Below are 18,142 nucleotides of genomic sequence, written 5' to 3'. Positions count from 1 at the left end.
GCCCGAATCCAATATATCGGCCAAACGCAAAAAGCCGGCTTCCCTCGCGGAAAGCCGCCTTTTTGCGTTTAATAATCGAGTGGCTGCTGGTTGTTACAGCGTGGCCATGTCAATCACGAAGCGGTATTTCACGTCGCCTTTCAGCATGCGCTCATACGACTCGTTGATGTCCTTCATGTCAATCAGCTCGATATCGGACATGATGTTGTGCTCGGCGCAGAAGTCCAGCATTTCCTGGGTTTCGGCAATGCCACCAATGAGCGAGCCGGCAATGCGACGGCGCTTGCTGATGAGGTTGAAGGCGTGGATGTGCGGGGCCTCGGTGGGCACGCCCAGCAGAATCATGGTGCCGTCGCGGCGCAGCAGGTTCACGTAGGTGGCTAGGTCGAGCTGGGCCGATACGGTGTTGATAATGAAGTCGAAGTAGTTGCCTACCGACTTCAGCTGGGCCTCGTCTTTGGTTACCACAAACTTGTGGGCGCCCAGCTCTTTGGCATCGGCTTCTTTGCCCGGCGAGGTGCTGAGCACCGTTACCTCGGCACCCATGGCGGCGGCGAGCTTCACGGCCATGTGGCCCAGGCCGCCCAGGCCCATCACGCCTACGCGGTGGCCGGGGCCCACTTTCCACTGGCGCAGGGGCGAGTAGGTGGTGATGCCGGCGCAGAGCAGCGGCGCCACACGGGCCAGGTCCAGCTTATCGGATACTTTGAGGGTGTACTTTTCGTCCACCACAATCTGGCTGGAGTAGCCGCCGTAGGTGGGCGCGCCGCTGCCAATCTCGCGGCTGTTGTAGGTGCCCACCATGCCGGTGGTTTCGCAGTACTGCTCCAAGCCTTCCTGGCAGCTGGGGCAGGTGCGGCACGAGTCCACCATGCAGCCCACGCCGGCCAGGTCGCCTACTTTAAAGTTTTTCACGTGGTCGCCCACTTTGCTGATGCGGCCCACAATTTCGTGGCCGGGCACCATCGGGAACATCGAGCCGCCCCACTCGTCGCGCACCTGGTGCAGGTCGGAGTGGCACACGCCACAAAACTGAATATCAATGAGCACATCGTGCGGGCCTACTTCGCGGCGCTCAAAATCGAAGGGCGCGAGGGGGACACTGGGAGCCGGGGCGGCGTAGGCTTTCGTTGGAAGCATAATTGGGGGTGTTGTAAGCTTTAATAATTAGGGCATTAAGTCGGCACAACGGCAGTGGCGGAACACGCTCATTGCCTAAGTACCGGAAACCCTGAAGTGTATAACCAGACAGCGCCGCTAAAGTTTGCGGAGCCGGGCCGAAAGGCATGGGGTAGCTTTGCGTTTCCACCCAAACGCACGTTGCTATGCCCCTCACGCCCGGTCATCTTTTCCTCACTTCACTGGGTCGCCTGCGGCTGATTGGTTTTCTGGAAGGCATTTCGTTGCTGGTGTTGCTGGGCATTGCCATGCCCTTAAAATACCTGGCGGGCCAGCCTCTGGCGGTGCGCTACGTGGGCATGGCGCACGGGGTGCTGTTTGTGGCGTACGTGCTGCTGGTTATTCAGGTGGCCATTGAGCGGCGCTGGTCGTTTGGAAAAGCGCTGCTGGCGCTGGCCGTTTCCGTGCTGCCATTCGGCACCTTTTGGGCTGAAAAACGGCTGTTCCACTAAAACGTCGCAGCTTATTATCCCGGCCGCGGTGCCCCGGCGGCGGCGGCGGCTGGCGCGCCCTGTGCCAAAGCCTGGCCCACCAGCTCCCGCATGCGCCGCAACGACTCGCGGGCAAACTTGCGCTGGAGTATTCGCCCAAACAGCTTGAAGCCAACCCAGTAGAACGGGTTGCGAATCTGTCCCGACTGCGACACGGCGTGAATGCGAAAATGCACCGCGCCGGTCGTCAGGTTTTTGTGAATGGTGAAGTCAATCTGACCGCGCTCGAAGTGGCCTTCGAGGGTGCGGTAGCCGTAGCCCCACACCCGTTCCGGCCCCGACCCGGCCGGGCCGCCGGGCGTGGGGCGGGCTTCCTCATCGGTAACCTCGCTCACGCGCACGCCGAAGTAAAAATTGAAGACCAGAAAGTGCGCCCGTAGCACCATAATGCGCTTTTCGAGCGGCACACTGGGGTCGAAGTAGCCGGTGATGAGGTCGGGCGGCGGGAAGGCGTAGCGGCGCAGCACGTCCTGGGCGGCGGCGAAGGAGCCGGCAGCCTCGGGCGGGCCGGGGGCTTCGGCGGGCAGGTCGGTTTCGTAATCGTCGAGGCGCCAGCCGGTGGCGCTGGTGTGCTCGTTCTGGCGCGAAAAGTCGTAGTTGACTTTGGCGTTGCGGTAGGCATCGAGGCGGGCGCGGTACTGTTCCCAGGCGGGCGGCTTTGCCGAGGCCGGCACGGCAATAGTTGGGCTACTCATGGCGGGTGTGCTGCACGTGGCCGGCTTCGTCGTGCCGGAAGGTTTCGACTACTACGTCGGCCAGGGCGTGGCCGCCACTGGCCGCCGCCACGCGCCGGCAGAATTCGACCCAGGTAGCCTCCTGCATCAGCTTGCCGCCGCCCAGGGTGTCGTAGGCGAAAGCCACCAGCCCATCGCGCGAGCGGGCCGAGGAGCGAATTTCAAACCGCAGCACGTCGGGCGACTCGTCCAGGTAGTGGGCTTCGAAACGAATGCGGCCGGCCTCGGGATGGCCTTCGAGGGTAATGAACTCGAAGTAAGTGGCCCCGACATCGGTGACGCGCACGCTGCCGTTCCACGGGCCGCGAATGGTGATGTGGAATTCGTCGCCGGTCTTGATGGGGCCCGCGTCGCCGGTTGTCTTTTCGAAATCGGCGAGCGCCTCGGGCGAGAAGCGGGGCACATCGGCCTGCACCTCGGCCATAAGCTGGGCCGGCGAATGCCGCGCCCGCTGCACGTCAATAAAATAGCGGCGCTCCAGTAGCGGGCCGGAGCCGGTGGAAGCGGGTTGTTCGGGAGTGGAATCAGACATGGCCATCGAAGAAACGTATGGCCTTCATACGCCCCATACCGCCGCAGGATGCTACGGTTGAGCTATTCGGGGCCAACTACTGGCAGCCGGCTAGTGGTATTACCTAAACGCATCACTCAAAATTCAATCCTCAACTCTTCCCAACAATGGCCTACTACCGCCCGCCCGGCCCGCCCCCCGACCCGGCCCTCGTTAAAAGCCTCACCGAGCAGCAGCACGAAATGCGCCAGCGCGTGCGCCACGAGCCGCTGCCGCAGGAGCCGCGCCTCATTGCCGGCTGCGATTCCTCCTTCCCCACGCCCGACACCATTCTGTCGGTGTTCGTGGTGCTGAAATTCCCTTCGCTGGAGCTGGTGGAAAAAGTGTACAACTACGGCCCCGTCGACATGCCCTACGTGCCCGGCTTCCTCTCCTTCCGCGAAGCGCCGAACGTGATTCACGCTTTCGCCAAGCTCGCAAACAAGCCCGATGTGATTATGGTCGATGGCCACGGCATTGCGCACCCGCGCCGCATGGGCATTGCCGCGCACCTGGGCGTGCTGCTCGACATGCCCACCTTCGGCGTGGCCAAGAATAAGCTGACGGGCATTTTTCAGGAGCCCGGTATCGAGCGCGGCAACGTCGAGCCGCTGCTCGATGCGAAATCCGGCGAGCTCATCGGCGAGGTTATTCGCAGCAAGGATAAGGTGCTGCCGCTGTTCGTGAGCCCCGGCCACCGTTGCGACCAAGCCACCGCCACCCGCCTCACCCTGGCGTGTTTGAAAGGCTACAAATTGCCGGAGCCAACCCGGCTGGCCGATTATTGGGCCGAGCAGTTCAAGAAAGAAGTGCGGTAGGGGTCACCTCACCCCCGGCCCCTCTCCTTGGGGAGAGGGGAGCCTGACGGTTTGTAGCACACCGCGCAACGATGCACAAGCTAAAGCAAGTGCTACAAGGCTACTCCCGCGCCGCCGTGGCTCCCCTCTCCCCAAGGAGAGGGGCCGGGGGTGAGGTGCCCCTTTTGCAGCGCCGCCAGCGACTCCCCTGCCGCCAGCGGCAGCCCCAGCAGCCGGGCCACCGCCTCAAAAACCGCTTGCTGGCCCTGCCGCTGCGCTAGTACCCCCGCATCGACCGGCAGCTGCTGCGACTTGGAGAGCTTCTGGCCGGCCGCATCGGTCAGCAGCGAATGATGAAAAAAATGCACCTGTGTTCTATTAAAAGCAGTTGTTTCCGAGAGCTGCGCGGCCAGCCAGAGCTGGGCGGTGGAGCTGGTCTGCAGGTCCAGCCCGCGCACAATCAGGTTGGTACCGAGGCGCAAATCATCGACTACTGAAGCCACCTGGTACGCGGCTACGCCGTCCTTTTTGCGAACCACAAAATCCGGCATCAGCGCGCCAAGCGGCACGCTGGTTTCGCCCTGCCAGCCATCAAAAAAGCTGATTGCGGTATCAGCCGGCACCTGCGCCCGCCACGCCGCGCCGGGCGTTTCGAGCGAAACCGGGGCTTCGGGGCCGCCGGTGCGGGTGCGCTGGCTGGCGCGGAGCAAACCGGGCTGCTGCGCCAGGCGGCGCAGCACGCGGTTGTAGTCGGGCAGGTGAAGCAGCTGCGAGTGGTGGCGCAGGAAATCGTCGGGGCCGTTGGGTCCGTGGTCGTAATCAATTCCCAGCCAGTCGATAACGCGGAAGATATTATCCAGGTACGCCGGACGCAGGCGGGCGCGGTCCAGGTCGTCGATGCGCAGGTGCAGCGTGCCGCTGGCTTTTCGCGTGAGCAGCCAGGTGAGCACGAAGTTCACGGCGTTGCCGAGGTGCAGGTAGCCGCTGGGCGTGGGCGCGAGGCGCGAAACGACGGGCGAGTGGTCAGGCATCTTTAGCAATAAAGGAGTTCTACAGCGTCCAGACCGCCTGTTGCAGCACCACGCGGTAGCCGTCGGGGTCTTCAAAAGTACGGCCCTGCTGGTCCCAATACGGGTTATAGGCTGACACGGGCGCGAAGCCGGCTGCCAGCATCCGCTGCACGGCGGCCGGCCATTCGGCGGCATCGGGCAGGTAGAATACGAGCAGGTTGTCAGTCGTGGGGGCGCGGCCCACGGCGTGGCCGGGCTGGTGCGTGAACTCCAGATGGTAGGGTGCGTGCGGGTGGCCCAGCATCACGCCATCGAAGCCGTTGTGAGCGGCGAAGGATGTGAGTACCTGCAAGCCGAGGCCATCGCAATAAAAGCGCAGCAACGCGGGCAGGTTGTCGGTGGGCCGGGCCACGCGCAGAATGGGAGTCGTCATGGTAGTAGCGCGAACTTTGTAGTTCGCGTCTCCGCGCCGTCAAAGTCATTTCTAACGGTGCGGGAACGCGAACTACAAAGTTCGCGCTACGGTGTTAAACCTGAACAGCACCAGCCAGTCAAGCTGAATATTCAACTGTTGAAGTTCTTTGTGCCGATGAAAAACTATTTACTCCTGGCGGGCCTGCTCACTCTCTCATTACTCCTGCCAGCTAATCAGGCCCAGGCCCAGACGTCCAGTCTGTATTTCCCGCCCCTCACGGGCAGCACTTGGGCCACTACCGCGCCCGCCAGCCTGGGCTGGTGCCAGCCGCAGCTCGATTCGCTCATTGCGTTTGCCGGGCGTAAAAGCAGCAATTCTTTATTGATTCTGAAAGATGGCCGGCTGGTGGTGGAGCAATACTACGGCACCTACACCGCCGATTCGGCCTGGTACTGGGCCTCGGCGGGCAAGTCGCTCACGGCCACGCTCGTGGGCCTGGCCCGGCAGGATGGCCTGTTGAGCCTGACCGACAGCACTTCCAAATACCTCGGCCGCTGGACCAGCGCCACCCGCCCGCAGCAGCGCCAGATTCAGCTGCTGCACCAGCTCACCATGACCACCGGGCTCGACGACAGCCCGCCCGCGCCCTGCGACAACGAGAGCACCACGCCCGGCTGCCTGCGCTACCTTGCCCCGCCCGCCATCCGCTGGGCCTACCACACCGGCGCCTACCGCACCCTGCAAAACGTGCTGATGCAGGCCAGCGGCGCGGCCAGCATGACGGCCTACACCAATCAGCGCCTCGGCACTCGCATTGGTATGACGGGCCTCTGGGCCAACGACGTGTTCTACAGCAAAGCCCGCAGCATGGCCCGCTTCGGCCTGTTTATTCTCGCGCGTGGCTCCTGGAACGGTACTCAAATCATGACCGACACGGCTTACTTCCGCCGCATGACCACCCCCAGCCAAGCCCTGAACCGCAGCTACGGCTACCTCTGGTGGCTGAACGGCCAACCCAGCTACCGCCTGCCCGGCGCCCAAATCACGCTGCCCGGCCCGCTCATTCCCTCCGCTCCCACCGACCTCATCGCCGCGCTCGGCAAAAACGACCAGAAGATTTATGTGGTGCTCAGCCTGGGCCTCGTGGTGGTGCGCCAGGGCAACACCGCCGGGGCCAGCCGCCTCGCCGCCTCGTCGTTCGATAATGAGCTATGGGCGAAAATCATGGCCGCCGTGTCCTGCCGGCCCACGGCCACGGCCGCCGCGGCCGAAGCCGCCGGCTTCCTCGCCTTCCCCAACCCTACCGCCGAAACGCTCATCCTGCGCCAGCCGGCCCGCTCCGCCACCAGCGTGCGCCTGCTCGATGCCCTGGGTCGCGAAGTACTGCGCCAGCCCACGGCCGCCTGCGAGACTTCGGTTTCCGTTGTGGGCCTGGCTCTGGGGCTCTACGCGGCGCAATGGCTCGATGCCAGTGGGCACGTACTGATGAGCCGTAAAGTGGCCCGCCAGTAGAAGTTGCACAAAAACGGTGGTGCCTTCCTACTCCGTGCGTAAGTTTGCGGTCAATTTGCGGGTGGGTTCCCCCACCCTGCAACGCGCCCAACCCGCCTGCTGATGCTGACTGCTGTACTGCTTTTTCTCCCTTTGGCCGCCGCCCTGCTGCTGCTAGTCGTTAAGGGAGCCGCCGCCCGCGCCCTCGCCTTCGGGGCCTCGCTCCTCGAATTCGTTATCGCCGCCTACGTCGCGTTCGATTTCACCCGCCACGGCTCAACTGCCTACAACCTCGATTACCGGTGGATTGCCTCGGCTGGCATCAACTTTCACATCGGGCTCGATGGCCTGAGCCTGCTGATGGTGCTGCTTACCACCTTTCTGGTGCCGCTCATTCTGCTGAGCGCCTTTAAGCGCGATTACGACAACCCGTCCACGTTCTACGCCCTCGTGCTGTTCATGCAGACGGGCCTGCTGGGCGTGTTCGTTTCGCTCGATGCCTTCCTGTTCTACTTCTTCTGGGAAGTGGCCCTGATTCCGATTTACCTGCTGGCGGGTGCCTGGGGCGGCGAGCGCCGCATTGCCGTCACCCTCAAGTTTTTCCTCTACACCGTAGTCGGCTCGCTGCTGATGCTGGCCGGCTTCGTGTACCTCTACCTGCAAACCGGCCCCGCCGCCGGCTCGCTGGCCCAGCACTCGTCGGAGCTTACCGCCTTCTACAACCTGAAGCTGAGCGCCGCCGAGCAGTCGTGGCTGTTCTGGCTGATTTTCGCCGCCTTTGCCGTGAAGATGCCCATCTTCCCCTTCCACACCTGGCAGCCCGACACCTACACCGAAGCCCCCGCCCCCGCCACCATGCTGCTCTCGGGCATCATGCTGAAAATGGGCATCTATGGCACGCTACGCTGGTTGCTGCCCGTGGTGCCGCTCGGCGTGAGCCAGTGGCAGAAACCGGTTATCATCCTCTCGGTCATCGGCATTATCTACGGGGCCATCATCGCCATTCGCCAGCGCGACGTGAAGCGCCTCATCGCCTATTCCTCCCTCTCGCACGTTGGACTGATGGCGGCCGGCGTGTTCTCGCTCACCCAAATCGGCCTGCAGGGCGCAGTGGTCCAGATGCTGGCCCACGGTGTGAACGTGGTCGGCATGTTCTTCATCGCCGATGCCATCGAGCGCCGCACCGGCACCCGCTACATTCCCGACCTGGGCGGCCTCACGCGCCGCACACCCATCCTCTCGGTTTGCTTCCTGATAATGCTGCTGAGCACGGTGGCCCTGCCCCTCACGGGTGGCTTTGTGGGCGAGTTCCTGCTGCTGGCCGGCGTGTACGAATACAACGCCTGGGTGGGCGCGGTGGCCGGCCTCACCATCATTTTCTCGGCCGTGTACCTGTTGCGCATGTTCCAGCGCGTCATGCTTGGGCCGGATTCGTCGTTCTCCGAAACCATTACCGACCTCACCGGCGGCGAGCTGCTGGTACTGGTGCCGCTCATTGCGTTGGTGTTCTGGATTGGCCTGTTCCCCAATATCTTCCTGCACATCTCCGAACCGGCCGTGACGAATATCCTAGCGCTGGTCGGGCGCTAACCCCACCCCAACCCCTCCCCTCCAGGGGAGGGGCTTTTGCATTACTTAACCAAGAGCCCCAAGGTATCGTCTGGCTCCCCCTCTCCCGGAGGGGAGGGGGCCGGGGGGTGGGGTGACCCGATATGACCTCCATCATTCTCCTCTCCGTCTTCGGCATTCTCAACCTGTTCCTGGGCTTCCTGCGCTCGAACAAGGTGCTGCTGCCCGGCGCCATGCTGCTGCTGCTGGCCGTGTTCGGGGCCAACTACGCCGACTGGAACGTGGCGCACGCGCCCTACTTCAACAACATGCTGGTGGTGGACAACTACACGGTAGCCTTCACCGGCATTGTGCTGCTCACTACCATTTTGCTGCTGCCCTTTTCGCGCAGCTACGTAACCTCGGGCGAGCCCAACCTGGCCGAATACTACGCCCTGCTCCTCTTCTCGCTGGTGGGAGCCATCATGATGATTGGCTACGACCACCTCATCATGCTCTTCGTGGGCATTGAAATTCTGAGCATCAGCATGTACGTGCTGGCCGGCAGCAACAAGCGCGACTCCCGCAGCAACGAAGCCGCCCTGAAATACTTCCTGATGGGCGCGTTTGCCACCGGCATCCTGCTCTTCGGCATTGCGCTGCTATATGGCGCCACCGGCACCTTCGCCCTCTCGCAGCTGGGCGCGGCCGTAGCCAACCCCGCCAACGCCAGCCTGCAGCCGATGCTCTACATCGGCATTCTGATGATGATTATCGGTATTGGCTTCAAAGTATCGGCCGCGCCGTTCCACTTCTGGACGCCCGACGTGTACGAGGGCACGCCCACGTTCTTCACCGCCTTCATGAGCACGGTGGTGAAAACGGCCGGTTTCGCTGCGTTTCTCAAGCTGTTGGCCGTGGCCCTGCCGGCTGCCCAGGGCTTCTGGATGCCCACTATTCAGGCCATGTGCGCCCTCACGCTGCTGCTCGGCAACGTGGGCGCGGCGGCCCAGTCCAACACCAAGCGCATGCTGGCCTACTCCAGCGTGAGCCACGCCGGCTACCTGCTCATCGGCCTCGTGGCCAGCAAGGGCATGCTGACGGGCGATGCCACCAGCGGCATTTTCTTCTATTCGCTGGCCTATTCCATTGCTACAGTTGCCGCTTTCGGCGTGCTGAAACTGGTGGCCGAACACCGCCAGGAAGACTCCTACGCTGGCCTCAACGGCCTGGGCAAAACCAACCCGCTGCTGGCTTTCGTGATGACGGTGGCCATGCTCTCGCTGGCCGGCATTCCGCTCACGGGTGGCTTCTTCGGCAAGTTTTTCCTGCTGGCGGCGGCCGTGGGCCAGGGCTATATCGGCCTTGTAGTGTTCGCGGTTATCATGAGCATGGTAGGCCTGTACTACTACCTGCGGCCCATTATCGCCATGTACATGCAGCCCGCCCCCGAGGGTGCCACCCCCGTGCCGGTCGATGGTATTCAGACGATGACGCTGGTGGTACTGGCGCTGCTCACTATTGCGCTGGGCGTGGTGCCTGGCTTCATGAGCGGGATTTTGTAGACAATCTTATTTATCAAAAAGTAGAAAAGCAGTCCAACGGGCTGCTTTTTCTGTTTATTTGGCTTTTCGACAATTGGCTTTCGCTATGAATCGTGTCCTGCTACAGCTGTGGCTGTTGTGCTTCCTGAGCATCTTCGGCGGCTGCGCGGCCCGGCCGCCGCACGAAGCCGGCCCGTTCCAGCCCGGCGAGCTGGTGGAGCTGGTCCGGCGCGACCCGACCATTCGATTGGATATCCGCTACGCCACTACCCACAATTTCATGGGCCGGGTACTGTATCCGCAGGCGCGGGCATTCTTGCAGCGTCCCGCCGCCGAGGCCTTGGTGCGGGTGAATGCCGAGCTGAAACCACTGGGCTATTGCCTGCTTGTATTCGATGGCTACCGGCCCTGGCGCATCACCAAACAGATGTGGGACCACACGCCCGCCGACAAAAAGGAGTTTGTGGCCGACCCTAAAAAAGGCTCGCGCCACAACCGGGGCTGTGCCGTGGACCTCAGCCTATGGGATATCGCGGCCAATAAAGAAGTGCCCATGCCCGGCGAATACGACGAAATGAGCCCTCGCTCCTACGCCGCTTACGCTGGCGGAACGACGGAGCAACGAGCCCGCCGCGACTTGCTCCGTAGCACGATGGAACGCAATGGCTTCACGGTGCTACCTGCCGAGTGGTGGCATTATGACTATCAGGACTGGAAATCTTATCCCATTCAAGATGTGCCGTTTAATCAGCTATGACACTGCTCCCCCGAGCCGGGGGACAGTATTTTCAGCAAGATGAAGCTGGAATATTATACCTACATGCATCTGCTGAAACTGGTGCGCCGGGAACGGGCGGGCACTGAAGCGGCGCAGAAATAACCGTTGTTCAAAATGGGCTTATTGTGCAAGAGGCTTTTTCTAAATTTGGCAAGGCGAGCCTACTGATAGCGAACATCGAACCGGCCGTCGGTGATGCGTACGAGCTTGGTAGAATCATTGCCTTGCCGCAGGGTGCCCTCGAATGTACCGGCGATGATGTGCTCGACAGTATCAAGCTTGGCAATGACAATCGTGGCAGTACTGCCTTTGTACAGGTAGCTATATACCGTTTGAGATTCTTTGTTCTCAAATACAAACCCGCGCTCTGCCCGGACGCTGACCCCTAAAAGGCGGTTTTTACTAGCCTGATAGGTCCCGATACTGGTCAGACTGTCTATTGATAAATAGAAGTTCTCGTACACGTCACGGGCAATCTGGCCGGCGTTCAAACTAAAGTTTTTTGAGCCATAGCGAGGCGAATACGTCGCTCTCAGGTTGTCGCTTGCACCAGTAGTATAGGGCAACCAGCCATAATTCTGCCACACCCGGCCATCGATGACGAACCCCATCGTGTTGGCTCCGTCTTGCGTGACGGCCGGGAGCTTGAACGTGGGCACAGGCTCCCGTTCGCATTTGCGCATACCCAGCAGAGGCAGCAATAATAGCAAGTAACGTGCTTTCATGATAGTATCAAAAAAGGAAAGGAATATTGTGTACGAATATAACCGAATCGGTAGAGCCGCGCAGACGCGCCAGCGCCCCACCCGCCAAAACTTTCGCCCCGGTTTCGCCTTTTTCCGGCGTAACTCGTTTCCTTAGCCTGAACACTGCTTCCTAAACCCCTCTTTTCTGATGAGTGCAACTCCCGCTTCCAAGCCTTCTTTTGGCATGATTGGCCTCGGTACCATGGGCCGCAACCTGCTGCTGAACATGGCCGACCACGGCTTTCCCGTAGCCGGCTACGACAAGGATGCCGATAAAATTGCCCTGCTGGCCAAAGAAGGCGCGGGCAAGCCCGTACAAGGCTTCACAGAATTGCAGGCATTCCTCAACGGCCTGCAAACGCCACGCGCGGTGATGCTGCTGGTGCCGGCCGGCCCCATTGTAGACAGCGTGATTGCCGAGCTGCAGCCTCTGCTGGCCCCCGGCGACATCATCATCGACGGCGGCAACTCGCACTTCACCGACACCGAGCGGCGCGCCAAGGCAGTGGAGGCGGCCGGCTTCCACTTCTTCGGCATGGGCGTGAGCGGCGGCGAGGAAGGTGCCCGCTTCGGCCCCAGCATGATGCCCGGCGGCGACAAAGAGGCTTACCGCGTGATGCAGCCCATGTTTGAAGCCATTGCGGCGCAGGTCGATGGCCAGCCGTGCGTGACGTACATCGGCCCCGGCGCGGCCGGCCACTTCGTAAAAATGGTGCACAACGGCATCGAGTACGGCCTGATGCAGCTCATCGCCGAAACCTACGCGGTGCTGAAAACCGGCCTGGGGATGGATAACGCGGCCATTGGCCAGGTATTCACGCAGTGGAACGAGGGCCGGCTGCAGTCGTTCCTGCTCGACATTACCAAGGACATTTTCGGCTTCAAAGCCCCAAATACCGACCATTTGCTGCTCGACGACATCAAGGACGAGGCCCGCTCGAAGGGCACCGGCAAGTGGACATCGCAGGTAGCCATGGATTTAGAAGTGCCGCTGTCTACCATCGACACGGCGGTGACCATGCGCAATCTATCGAAGTACAAAGCCCTGCGCGGGGAGCTGGCGGGGCTATACGGCCCGGTGGCCGGCCCGCTGCCGGTAGCGCGCGAGGCCTTTCTGGCGCAGCTGGAGCAGGCGTTCTACTTCAGCATGGTCATCACCTACGCCCAAGGCATGCAGTTGCTCTCGAAGGCTTCGGAGGATTATGCCTACGACCTGAACCTGGCCGACATCGCCAAAATCTGGCGCGGCGGCTGTATTATCCGCTCGGGCTTTTTGAACGAGATTTTTGACGCCTACCAGCACGCGCCGAAACTGGCCCACCTGCTGCTCGATGGCCAGGTGCAAAAGCTGGTGAACGAAGCCGTGCCCGGCAGCCGCGCCGTAGTGGCCGCCGCTGCCACCGCCGGCCTGGCCCTGCCCGGCTACATGGCCTCGCTGAGCTATTTCGATACGTTCCGCACGGCGCGGATGCCGTCCAACCTCATCCAGGCCCAGCGCGACTACTTCGGGGCACATACCTATGAGCTGATTGGCAAGGAAGGCGTATTCCACACGCAGTGGACGCCCGAGCACGAGGACGCAACCAATAAGCAGGATGCGCAGGTGGAGGAAAATAGTTCGACCAAGGAGCCAGTGAAGCCGAATAACTAGGTCCTGGTCTGTCATCCTGAGCTTGCGAAGGACCTTATCACGGCTGCGCAGTTAGCAATAATGCAAACGACGCAGCCGTAATAAGGTCCTTCGCAAGCTCAGGATGACAGCCGTTTTTCACTTGCATCCTCACGCCGCTTTTTATCATGAACAACAACCATAACATCAAGCCCACCGTCTTCGTCATCTTCGGCGGCACCGGCGATTTGAACGCCCGCAAGCTTTCGCCGGCGCTGTATAATCTGTTTCTCGACGGCTGGCTGCCCGAGCAGTTTGCCATCATCGGCACGGGCCGCACCAAGCTCACCGACGAGCAGTTCCGCACCAACCTGCTGGCCGACCTCAACCAGTTTTCGCGTAGCGGCAAGGCCAAAAAAGAGGCCTGGGACAAGTTCGCGCCACACATTTACTACCAGGTATCCGACGTGAAAACGCCGGCCGCCTACGAGGAATTCAGCCAGCGCATTTCGGCCTTCGAGCAGCAATGGAACACCCCGGCCAATGTGATTTACTACTTGGCAGTGGCCCCGGAGTTCTTCCCCATCATTGCCACGGGCATTGCCCAACGCCACACCGAGGGCGACCCCACCCGGGTGCGCATCGTGATTGAGAAGCCCTTCGGGCACGATTTGGAGTCGGCCCGGGCACTGAACAAGCTGCTGGCCCAGCACTTCCAGGAGTGCCAGATTTACCGCATCGACCACTATCTGGGCAAGGAAACGGTGCAGAACATCATGGCCTTCCGCTTCGCCAATGCCATCATGGAGCCGCTCTGGAACCGCAACAGCATCGAGCACGTCCAGATTTCGGTGACCGAGCAGCTGGGCGTGGGCGACCGCACCGGCTACTACGACGGCTCGGGCGCGCTGCGCGATATGATTCAGAACCACTTGCTGCAGCTGCTGTGCCTGGTGGCCATGGAGCCGCCCGTGAACTTTACGGCCGATGAAGTGCGCAACCGCAAGGTGGACGTGCTACGCGCCATGCGCCGCTTCACGCCCGAGGAGGTGCGCGAGTCGGCCGTGCGCGGGCAGTACGGCGCGGGCTGGATTGAGGGCAAGGAGGTACCCGGCTACCGCGAGGAAAAGGACGCCAACCCCGCTTCCAACACCGAAACCTTCGCGGCCGTGAAGTTTTTTGTGGATAATTGGCGCTGGCAGGGCGTACCGTTCTACGTGCGCACCGGTAAGCGGCTGCACCGCTCGGCGTCCATCATCAGCATTCAGTTTAAGGACGTGCCACACGTCATTTTCCCACCCGAAACGGGCGAGAGCTGGCAGCAAAACCGCCTCATTATCAGCATTCAGCCCGAAATGAGCATTCGGCTGCAAGTGCAGGCCAAGCGCCCCGGCCTCGACATGATGCTCAACACCGTAGACATGGTATTCGACTACCAGGGCACCTACGCCGCCGAAGCGCCGGAAGCCTACGAAACCCTGCTACTTGACACCATGCTCGGCGACCAGACGCTATTCATGCGCGGCGACCAGGTGGAGGAAGCTTGGGATTTGGTGATGCCCATTCTCAACGCCTGGCAGGGCCGCGCCAGCCTCAACTTCCCCAACTATTCGGCCGACTCGTGGGGCCCGGAAGTGGCCGAAGCCCTTATTGCCCGCGACGGTTTCCACTGGTTTACGCTGCCGCTGAAAAGCAGCGACAAGAAAAAAGCGTAGCGGAAGCCGGCATGCCTCGGTTGCGCGCGGCATGCCAGCCTCCGCTACGCAACCGCACTTTTCCACACTCGCCTCCCCCCTGAAACAACCCATGCACCTACACATCCAGCCTACCGTTGAGGCCACGTTGCATGCCCTGGCCGACTATTTTGTGGCATGTGCCGCCGAGGCCATTGTTGCGCGCGGCCGCTTTGCCGTGGCCCTGTCAGGCGGCAGCTCGCCCAAAAAGCTTTACGAGCTGCTGGCCTCGCCCGCCTACCGCGACCAGGTTGACTGGACCAAAGCGTACTTCTTTTTCGGCGATGAGCGCAACGTACCCCGCACCGACCCGCAGAGCAACTACCTGATGGCCAAAAAAGCCCTACTGGCCCCGCTGAACATTACCGACGACCATGTTTTCAGCTTCGATACGGCCCTGCCGCCAGCCGAGGCGGCCAAGGCTTACACCCAGGTAATCAACCACTTTTTCAGCCCCAAGCCCGCCCGGCTCGATTTGATTTTGCTGGGCTTGGGCGATAATTCGCATACGGCTTCGCTGTTTCCGCACACCGAGGTATTGCAGGCCACCGTGGCCGAGGCCCAGGCCGTATTTGTGCCCGAGGTAGGTATGTTCCGCCTTACGTTCACAGCTCCGCTCATTAACCAAGCCCGGGCTGTGGCCTTCCTGGTTTTTGGGGCCGATAAGGCGGCGGCTGTGCGCCGGGTGCGCCAGGGCCCGCGCAACACCGAGGAGTTTCCGGCCCAGCTCATCACCCCTTCGGCCAACGAGCGGCATTGGTTTCTGGATGAGCCCGCCGCGGCCGATTTGGCCCGCTAAGCCCAGACCGGAGCTGCGGCCCCGGTTTCATTTTTGAGCAACAAAAAAGAGCCCTGGCAATAATTTCCGGGGTCCTTTTCGTTACCATTTGCACAAAGCGCGGCCGGGTTCACGCGACCGAAGTAGTGGCAGTAAAGCTCCTCTATCTCGCGCCTATTCCCCACCCACGGCCGGCACTGCCGGCCCGGCTCCAGCCGTCAGCGTGGCCCCCAAACTGGCCACCACAATGAAGCCCACCGCCAGCCACTGCCCCAAAAGCAGCCGCTCGCCCAGCAGCAGCCAGCCGGATATGGCCGCCGCCACCGGCTCCAGACTCATCAAAATGCTGAAGGTGCGGGTGGGTAACGTGCGCAACGCCTGCATTTCCAGCGAAAAAGGCAATACGCTGGAAAACAACGCCAGCAGCCCGCCCAGCAGCAGCAAATGCGGCGTAAGGCCCAGCAAGCTGCCACTGGCCACGCCAAAAGGCAGCACCGGCAACGCCGCAAATAGCATTCCGATAGCCACTGCCTGCTGGCCCGGCAGCACCGCCGCCGTGCGCTGGCCCAGCACAATGTACACGGCCCAGGCCCCGCCAGCCGCCAGCGCAAAAGCCAGGCCCAGCAGGTCAATCCCCTGGCTGTGCCACGGCGCAATCAGGGCGATGCCCGCGGCGGCCAGCAGCGCCCACACCGCATCGGCCCAGCGGCGCGAGCCGGCCAGCGCCAGGCCCAGCGGCCCCACAAATTCCAGCGTGACGGCCAGCCCGAGCGGAATGCGGGCCAGGGCGAAGTAGAACAGCAGGTTCATCAGCCCAAGGGCCAGGCCGTAGGGCACCACTGCCCGCCACTGCGCCCCCGACAAGCGCCCCAGCTGCGGGCGTACCACCAGCAGCAGCACCAGCGCCGAAATACCCACCCGCAGGCTGGTAGTGCCCGCTGGCCCCAGTACCGGAAACAGCCCTTTGGCAATGGCCGCCCCGCCCTGCACGCTCACAATGGAAAGCAGCACGGCAGGCACCGCCGGGAACGTGAATCGGCCGGAATCAACCATTAGGGCAGCGCCGAAAATGCGGCGGCCGCCACCGCCGCCTGGCCCGGGCGCAGCACCTGCGCCGCCCCGCCCTGCACGATGATGGCCGCCCGCGCCAACCCCAGAAACAACCCATGCTCCACCATTCCGGGGATGGTTTTCAGTTGGAGGGCCAGGGCGGACGGGTCTTCAATTTGCTCGAAATGACAGTCCACCAATAAATTCCCCTGGTCGGATTGGGCCAGCTCGGCGGGGTTCAGCTTGTTCACCCGCACCACGGGCGCACCGCCGAGGGCGGCCACGGCATCCAGCACCCAAGGCAGGGCGAAGGGCACTACTTCCAGCGGCAGCGGAAACCGGCCCAGCTGCGCCACGGCCTTCGACGAATCGGCCACGATGAGCAGGTAGTCGGAAGCGGTGGCAATTACCTTTTCGCGCAGCAAGGCCCCGCCCCCACCCTTTATGAGGCGCAGCTGCGAGTCGAGCTCGTCGGCTCCGTCCACGGTCAGGTCGAAGCGCAGGCCGCGCCGGGGCTCCAGCATCGGGATGCCCACCTCGCGGGCCAGCTCATCGCTGGCCCGCGAGGTGGCCGTGGCCTGAATGCGCAGGCCGTCCTCGCGCACCCGCTGGCCCAGCAGCTCAATAAACGGCGCGGCCGTGCTGCCCGTGCCCAGCCCCACCACCATGCCATCGCGCACCCACCCGGCGGCGGTGGCGGCAACGAGTTGTTTTTCCTGGGCGAGCTGCTGCTGCTGGGTTTCGGGGCTTGACATGGAGCTTGGAGCGTTTGGTGATAACCAGAAGCGCCCCCGCAGCCAGGCTGCGGGGGCGCTTCGCCAACAATTGGGTGCCCGAAATTACGGGTTTGTCGACCACATACCGGCTTCTTTAATAAAAATGCGGCGGTTCAGCTTTAGCTGCGACACCATGAACTCGGCCAAATCCTCGGGCTGCATCACCTTGTCGGGGTTGCCGTCGGTGAGCTTGTTTTCGAGGGCCAGTGGCGTGGCTACCGTGCTGGGCGTGAGGGCCGACACGCGGATATTGTGCTTGCGCACCTCCTGCATCAGCGACTCGGTGAGGCCCAGCACCGCGAACTTCGAGGCGCTGTAGGCGCTGCTGCCAGCGGCAGCGCGCTGCCCCGACGTGGACGAAATATTGATGATATCGCCGGTCTGGCGCGCAATCATCACCGGCAGCACGGCGCGGGTCACGTAGTATGTACCCATCAGGTTCACCTGAATGATGTGCTCCCACTGCTCGGGCTCCATCTCCAGAAACTTGGCAAACGTGCCAATGCCGGCGTTGTTGATGAGGATGTCAATCGGGCCCAGCTCCTGGTGGATTTTAGCCACGGCGAGGTTCACGGCGGTGCGGTCGGCCACATCGGCCACGGCCGTAATAACGGTGCCACCAGCGGCGATAATCTCGCCGGCTACGGCTTGCAGGTCACTTTCAGTCCGGGCCAGCAGACCAACGTGTACGCCTTCGGCGGCCAGCGCCAGGGCCACCGAACGGCCAATTCCTTTGCCTGCGCCCGTAACGAGGGCGACTTTTCCTTGGAGGGATTCCATGTTTTTTCTGGGGTTGTGAAGGGGTAGAACCAGATTTGGGGCCGAAAGGTTGGGGGCTCGGCTGCATAATGTATAACGTCATGCCGAGCGGAGCCGAGGCATCTCGCGTGCAGCAGTAAATCCAGTTGATTGG

At 62.2% G+C, this 18,142-nt stretch carries 18 protein-coding genes; 9 read left to right on the top strand and 9 right to left on the bottom strand.

The annotated features are described in order from the left end of the window. Nucleotides 1-93: 93 nt before the first annotated feature. A complete protein-coding gene (locus HBN54_RS12770) occupies nt 94-1,140 on the bottom strand; it encodes an NAD(P)-dependent alcohol dehydrogenase (protein ID WP_168673601.1) in 1,047 nt (348 codons plus the stop codon). 185 nt (nt 1,141-1,325) lie between these two features. On the opposite strand from HBN54_RS12770, the gene HBN54_RS12765 reads away from it, so the two are divergent. Then, nucleotides 1,326-1,631, top strand: coding sequence for a DUF3817 domain-containing protein (locus tag HBN54_RS12765; RefSeq protein ID WP_168673600.1), 306 nt, complete (start codon nt 1,326-1,328; stop codon nt 1,629-1,631). A gap of 14 nt (nt 1,632-1,645) precedes the next feature. Here the strand turns inward: HBN54_RS12765 and HBN54_RS12760 are convergent, their stop codons facing one another. Both HBN54_RS12760 and HBN54_RS12755 read right to left on the bottom strand, forming a co-directional pair. Further along, nucleotides 1,646-2,365, bottom strand: a complete 720-nt coding sequence (locus tag HBN54_RS12760) for a DUF1990 domain-containing protein (protein WP_168673599.1) — start codon at nt 2,363-2,365, stop codon at nt 1,646-1,648. Then, entirely contained in the window at nt 2,358-2,936 is a 579-nt protein-coding gene (locus HBN54_RS12755) for a DUF1990 family protein (protein ID WP_168673598.1), read from the bottom strand. The genes HBN54_RS12760 and HBN54_RS12755 overlap by 8 nt, the downstream gene beginning before the upstream one ends. Before the next feature lie 146 nt (nt 2,937-3,082). Between HBN54_RS12755 and nfi the strand changes: the two genes are divergently transcribed. Next, entirely contained in the window at nt 3,083-3,772 is a 690-nt protein-coding gene (gene nfi / locus HBN54_RS12750; protein WP_168673597.1) for a deoxyribonuclease V, read from the top strand. A 92-nt stretch (nt 3,773-3,864) separates the two neighbouring features. Here nfi and HBN54_RS12745 read toward each other — a convergent pair whose 3' ends face one another. Then, on the bottom strand, nt 3,865-4,782 hold the full coding sequence (locus HBN54_RS12745) for a glutamate--tRNA ligase family protein (protein ID WP_168673596.1): 918 nt from the start codon (nt 4,780-4,782) through the stop codon (nt 3,865-3,867). Between the two features lie 19 nt (nt 4,783-4,801). After that, nucleotides 4,802-5,194: a VOC family protein gene (locus HBN54_RS12740; RefSeq protein ID WP_168673595.1), complete on the bottom strand. Its 393-nt coding sequence runs from the start codon at nt 5,192-5,194 to the stop codon at nt 4,802-4,804. A gap of 156 nt (nt 5,195-5,350) precedes the next feature. On the opposite strand from HBN54_RS12740, the gene HBN54_RS12735 reads away from it, so the two are divergent. The 4 genes from HBN54_RS12735 to HBN54_RS12720 all read left to right on the top strand — a co-directional run bounded on the left by HBN54_RS12735 (nt 5,351) and on the right by HBN54_RS12720 (nt 10,516). Then, on the top strand, nt 5,351-6,688 hold the full coding sequence (locus HBN54_RS12735) for a serine hydrolase (RefSeq protein WP_168673594.1): 1,338 nt from the start codon (nt 5,351-5,353) through the stop codon (nt 6,686-6,688). A 102-nt stretch (nt 6,689-6,790) separates the two neighbouring features. Continuing rightward, nucleotides 6,791-8,257, top strand: a complete 1,467-nt coding sequence (locus tag HBN54_RS12730; RefSeq protein ID WP_168673593.1) for a complex I subunit 4 family protein — start codon at nt 6,791-6,793, stop codon at nt 8,255-8,257. A gap of 122 nt (nt 8,258-8,379) precedes the next feature. Beyond that, nucleotides 8,380-9,780: an NADH-quinone oxidoreductase subunit N gene (locus tag HBN54_RS12725; protein ID WP_168673592.1), complete on the top strand. Its 1,401-nt coding sequence runs from the start codon at nt 8,380-8,382 to the stop codon at nt 9,778-9,780. 85 nt (nt 9,781-9,865) lie between these two features. Beyond that, nucleotides 9,866-10,516, top strand: a complete 651-nt coding sequence (locus HBN54_RS12720) for a M15 family metallopeptidase (protein WP_168673591.1) — start codon at nt 9,866-9,868, stop codon at nt 10,514-10,516. A gap of 182 nt (nt 10,517-10,698) precedes the next feature. On the opposite strand, the gene HBN54_RS12715 is transcribed toward HBN54_RS12720, so the two are convergent. After that, nucleotides 10,699-11,262: a hypothetical protein gene (locus HBN54_RS12715; RefSeq protein WP_168673590.1), complete on the bottom strand. Its 564-nt coding sequence runs from the start codon at nt 11,260-11,262 to the stop codon at nt 10,699-10,701. A 169-nt stretch (nt 11,263-11,431) separates the two neighbouring features. Here HBN54_RS12715 and gndA point away from each other — a divergent pair, with 169 nt between their 5' ends. From gndA to pgl, 3 genes are all read left to right on the top strand, one after another. Then, on the top strand, nt 11,432-12,934 hold the full coding sequence (gene gndA / locus HBN54_RS12710) for an NADP-dependent phosphogluconate dehydrogenase (protein ID WP_168673589.1): 1,503 nt from the start codon (nt 11,432-11,434) through the stop codon (nt 12,932-12,934). A 146-nt stretch (nt 12,935-13,080) separates the two neighbouring features. After that, the gene (zwf, locus tag HBN54_RS12705; RefSeq protein WP_168673588.1) at nt 13,081-14,607 is read left to right on the top strand and encodes a glucose-6-phosphate dehydrogenase; all 1,527 of its coding nucleotides are present in this window, start codon (nt 13,081-13,083) and stop codon (nt 14,605-14,607) included. A 91-nt stretch (nt 14,608-14,698) separates the two neighbouring features. Further along, a complete protein-coding gene (pgl, locus tag HBN54_RS12700) occupies nt 14,699-15,424 on the top strand; it encodes a 6-phosphogluconolactonase (RefSeq protein WP_168673587.1) in 726 nt (241 codons plus the stop codon). Between the two features lie 153 nt (nt 15,425-15,577). Here pgl and HBN54_RS12695 read toward each other — a convergent pair whose 3' ends face one another. From HBN54_RS12695 to HBN54_RS12685, 3 genes are all read right to left on the bottom strand, one after another. Next, on the bottom strand, nt 15,578-16,456 hold the full coding sequence (locus tag HBN54_RS12695; protein WP_168673586.1) for an EamA family transporter: 879 nt from the start codon (nt 16,454-16,456) through the stop codon (nt 15,578-15,580). Further along, entirely contained in the window at nt 16,456-17,208 is a 753-nt protein-coding gene (rpiA, locus tag HBN54_RS12690) for a ribose-5-phosphate isomerase RpiA (protein ID WP_168673585.1), read from the bottom strand. Before rpiA ends, HBN54_RS12695 begins: the two co-directional genes overlap by 1 nt. Before the next feature lie 84 nt (nt 17,209-17,292). Next, the gene (locus HBN54_RS12685) at nt 17,293-18,009 is read right to left on the bottom strand and encodes a 3-ketoacyl-ACP reductase (RefSeq protein WP_168673584.1); all 717 of its coding nucleotides are present in this window, start codon (nt 18,007-18,009) and stop codon (nt 17,293-17,295) included. Between the last annotated feature and the right edge of the window lie 133 nt (nt 18,010-18,142).

It is taken from the genome of Hymenobacter artigasi, assembly GCF_012275535.1.
Taxonomy (GTDB): Bacteria; Bacteroidota; Bacteroidia; order Cytophagales; family Hymenobacteraceae; genus Hymenobacter; species Hymenobacter artigasi.
Note: the sequence above shows the minus strand (reverse complement) of the source record. Positions and strands in the feature narration are given on the sequence as shown.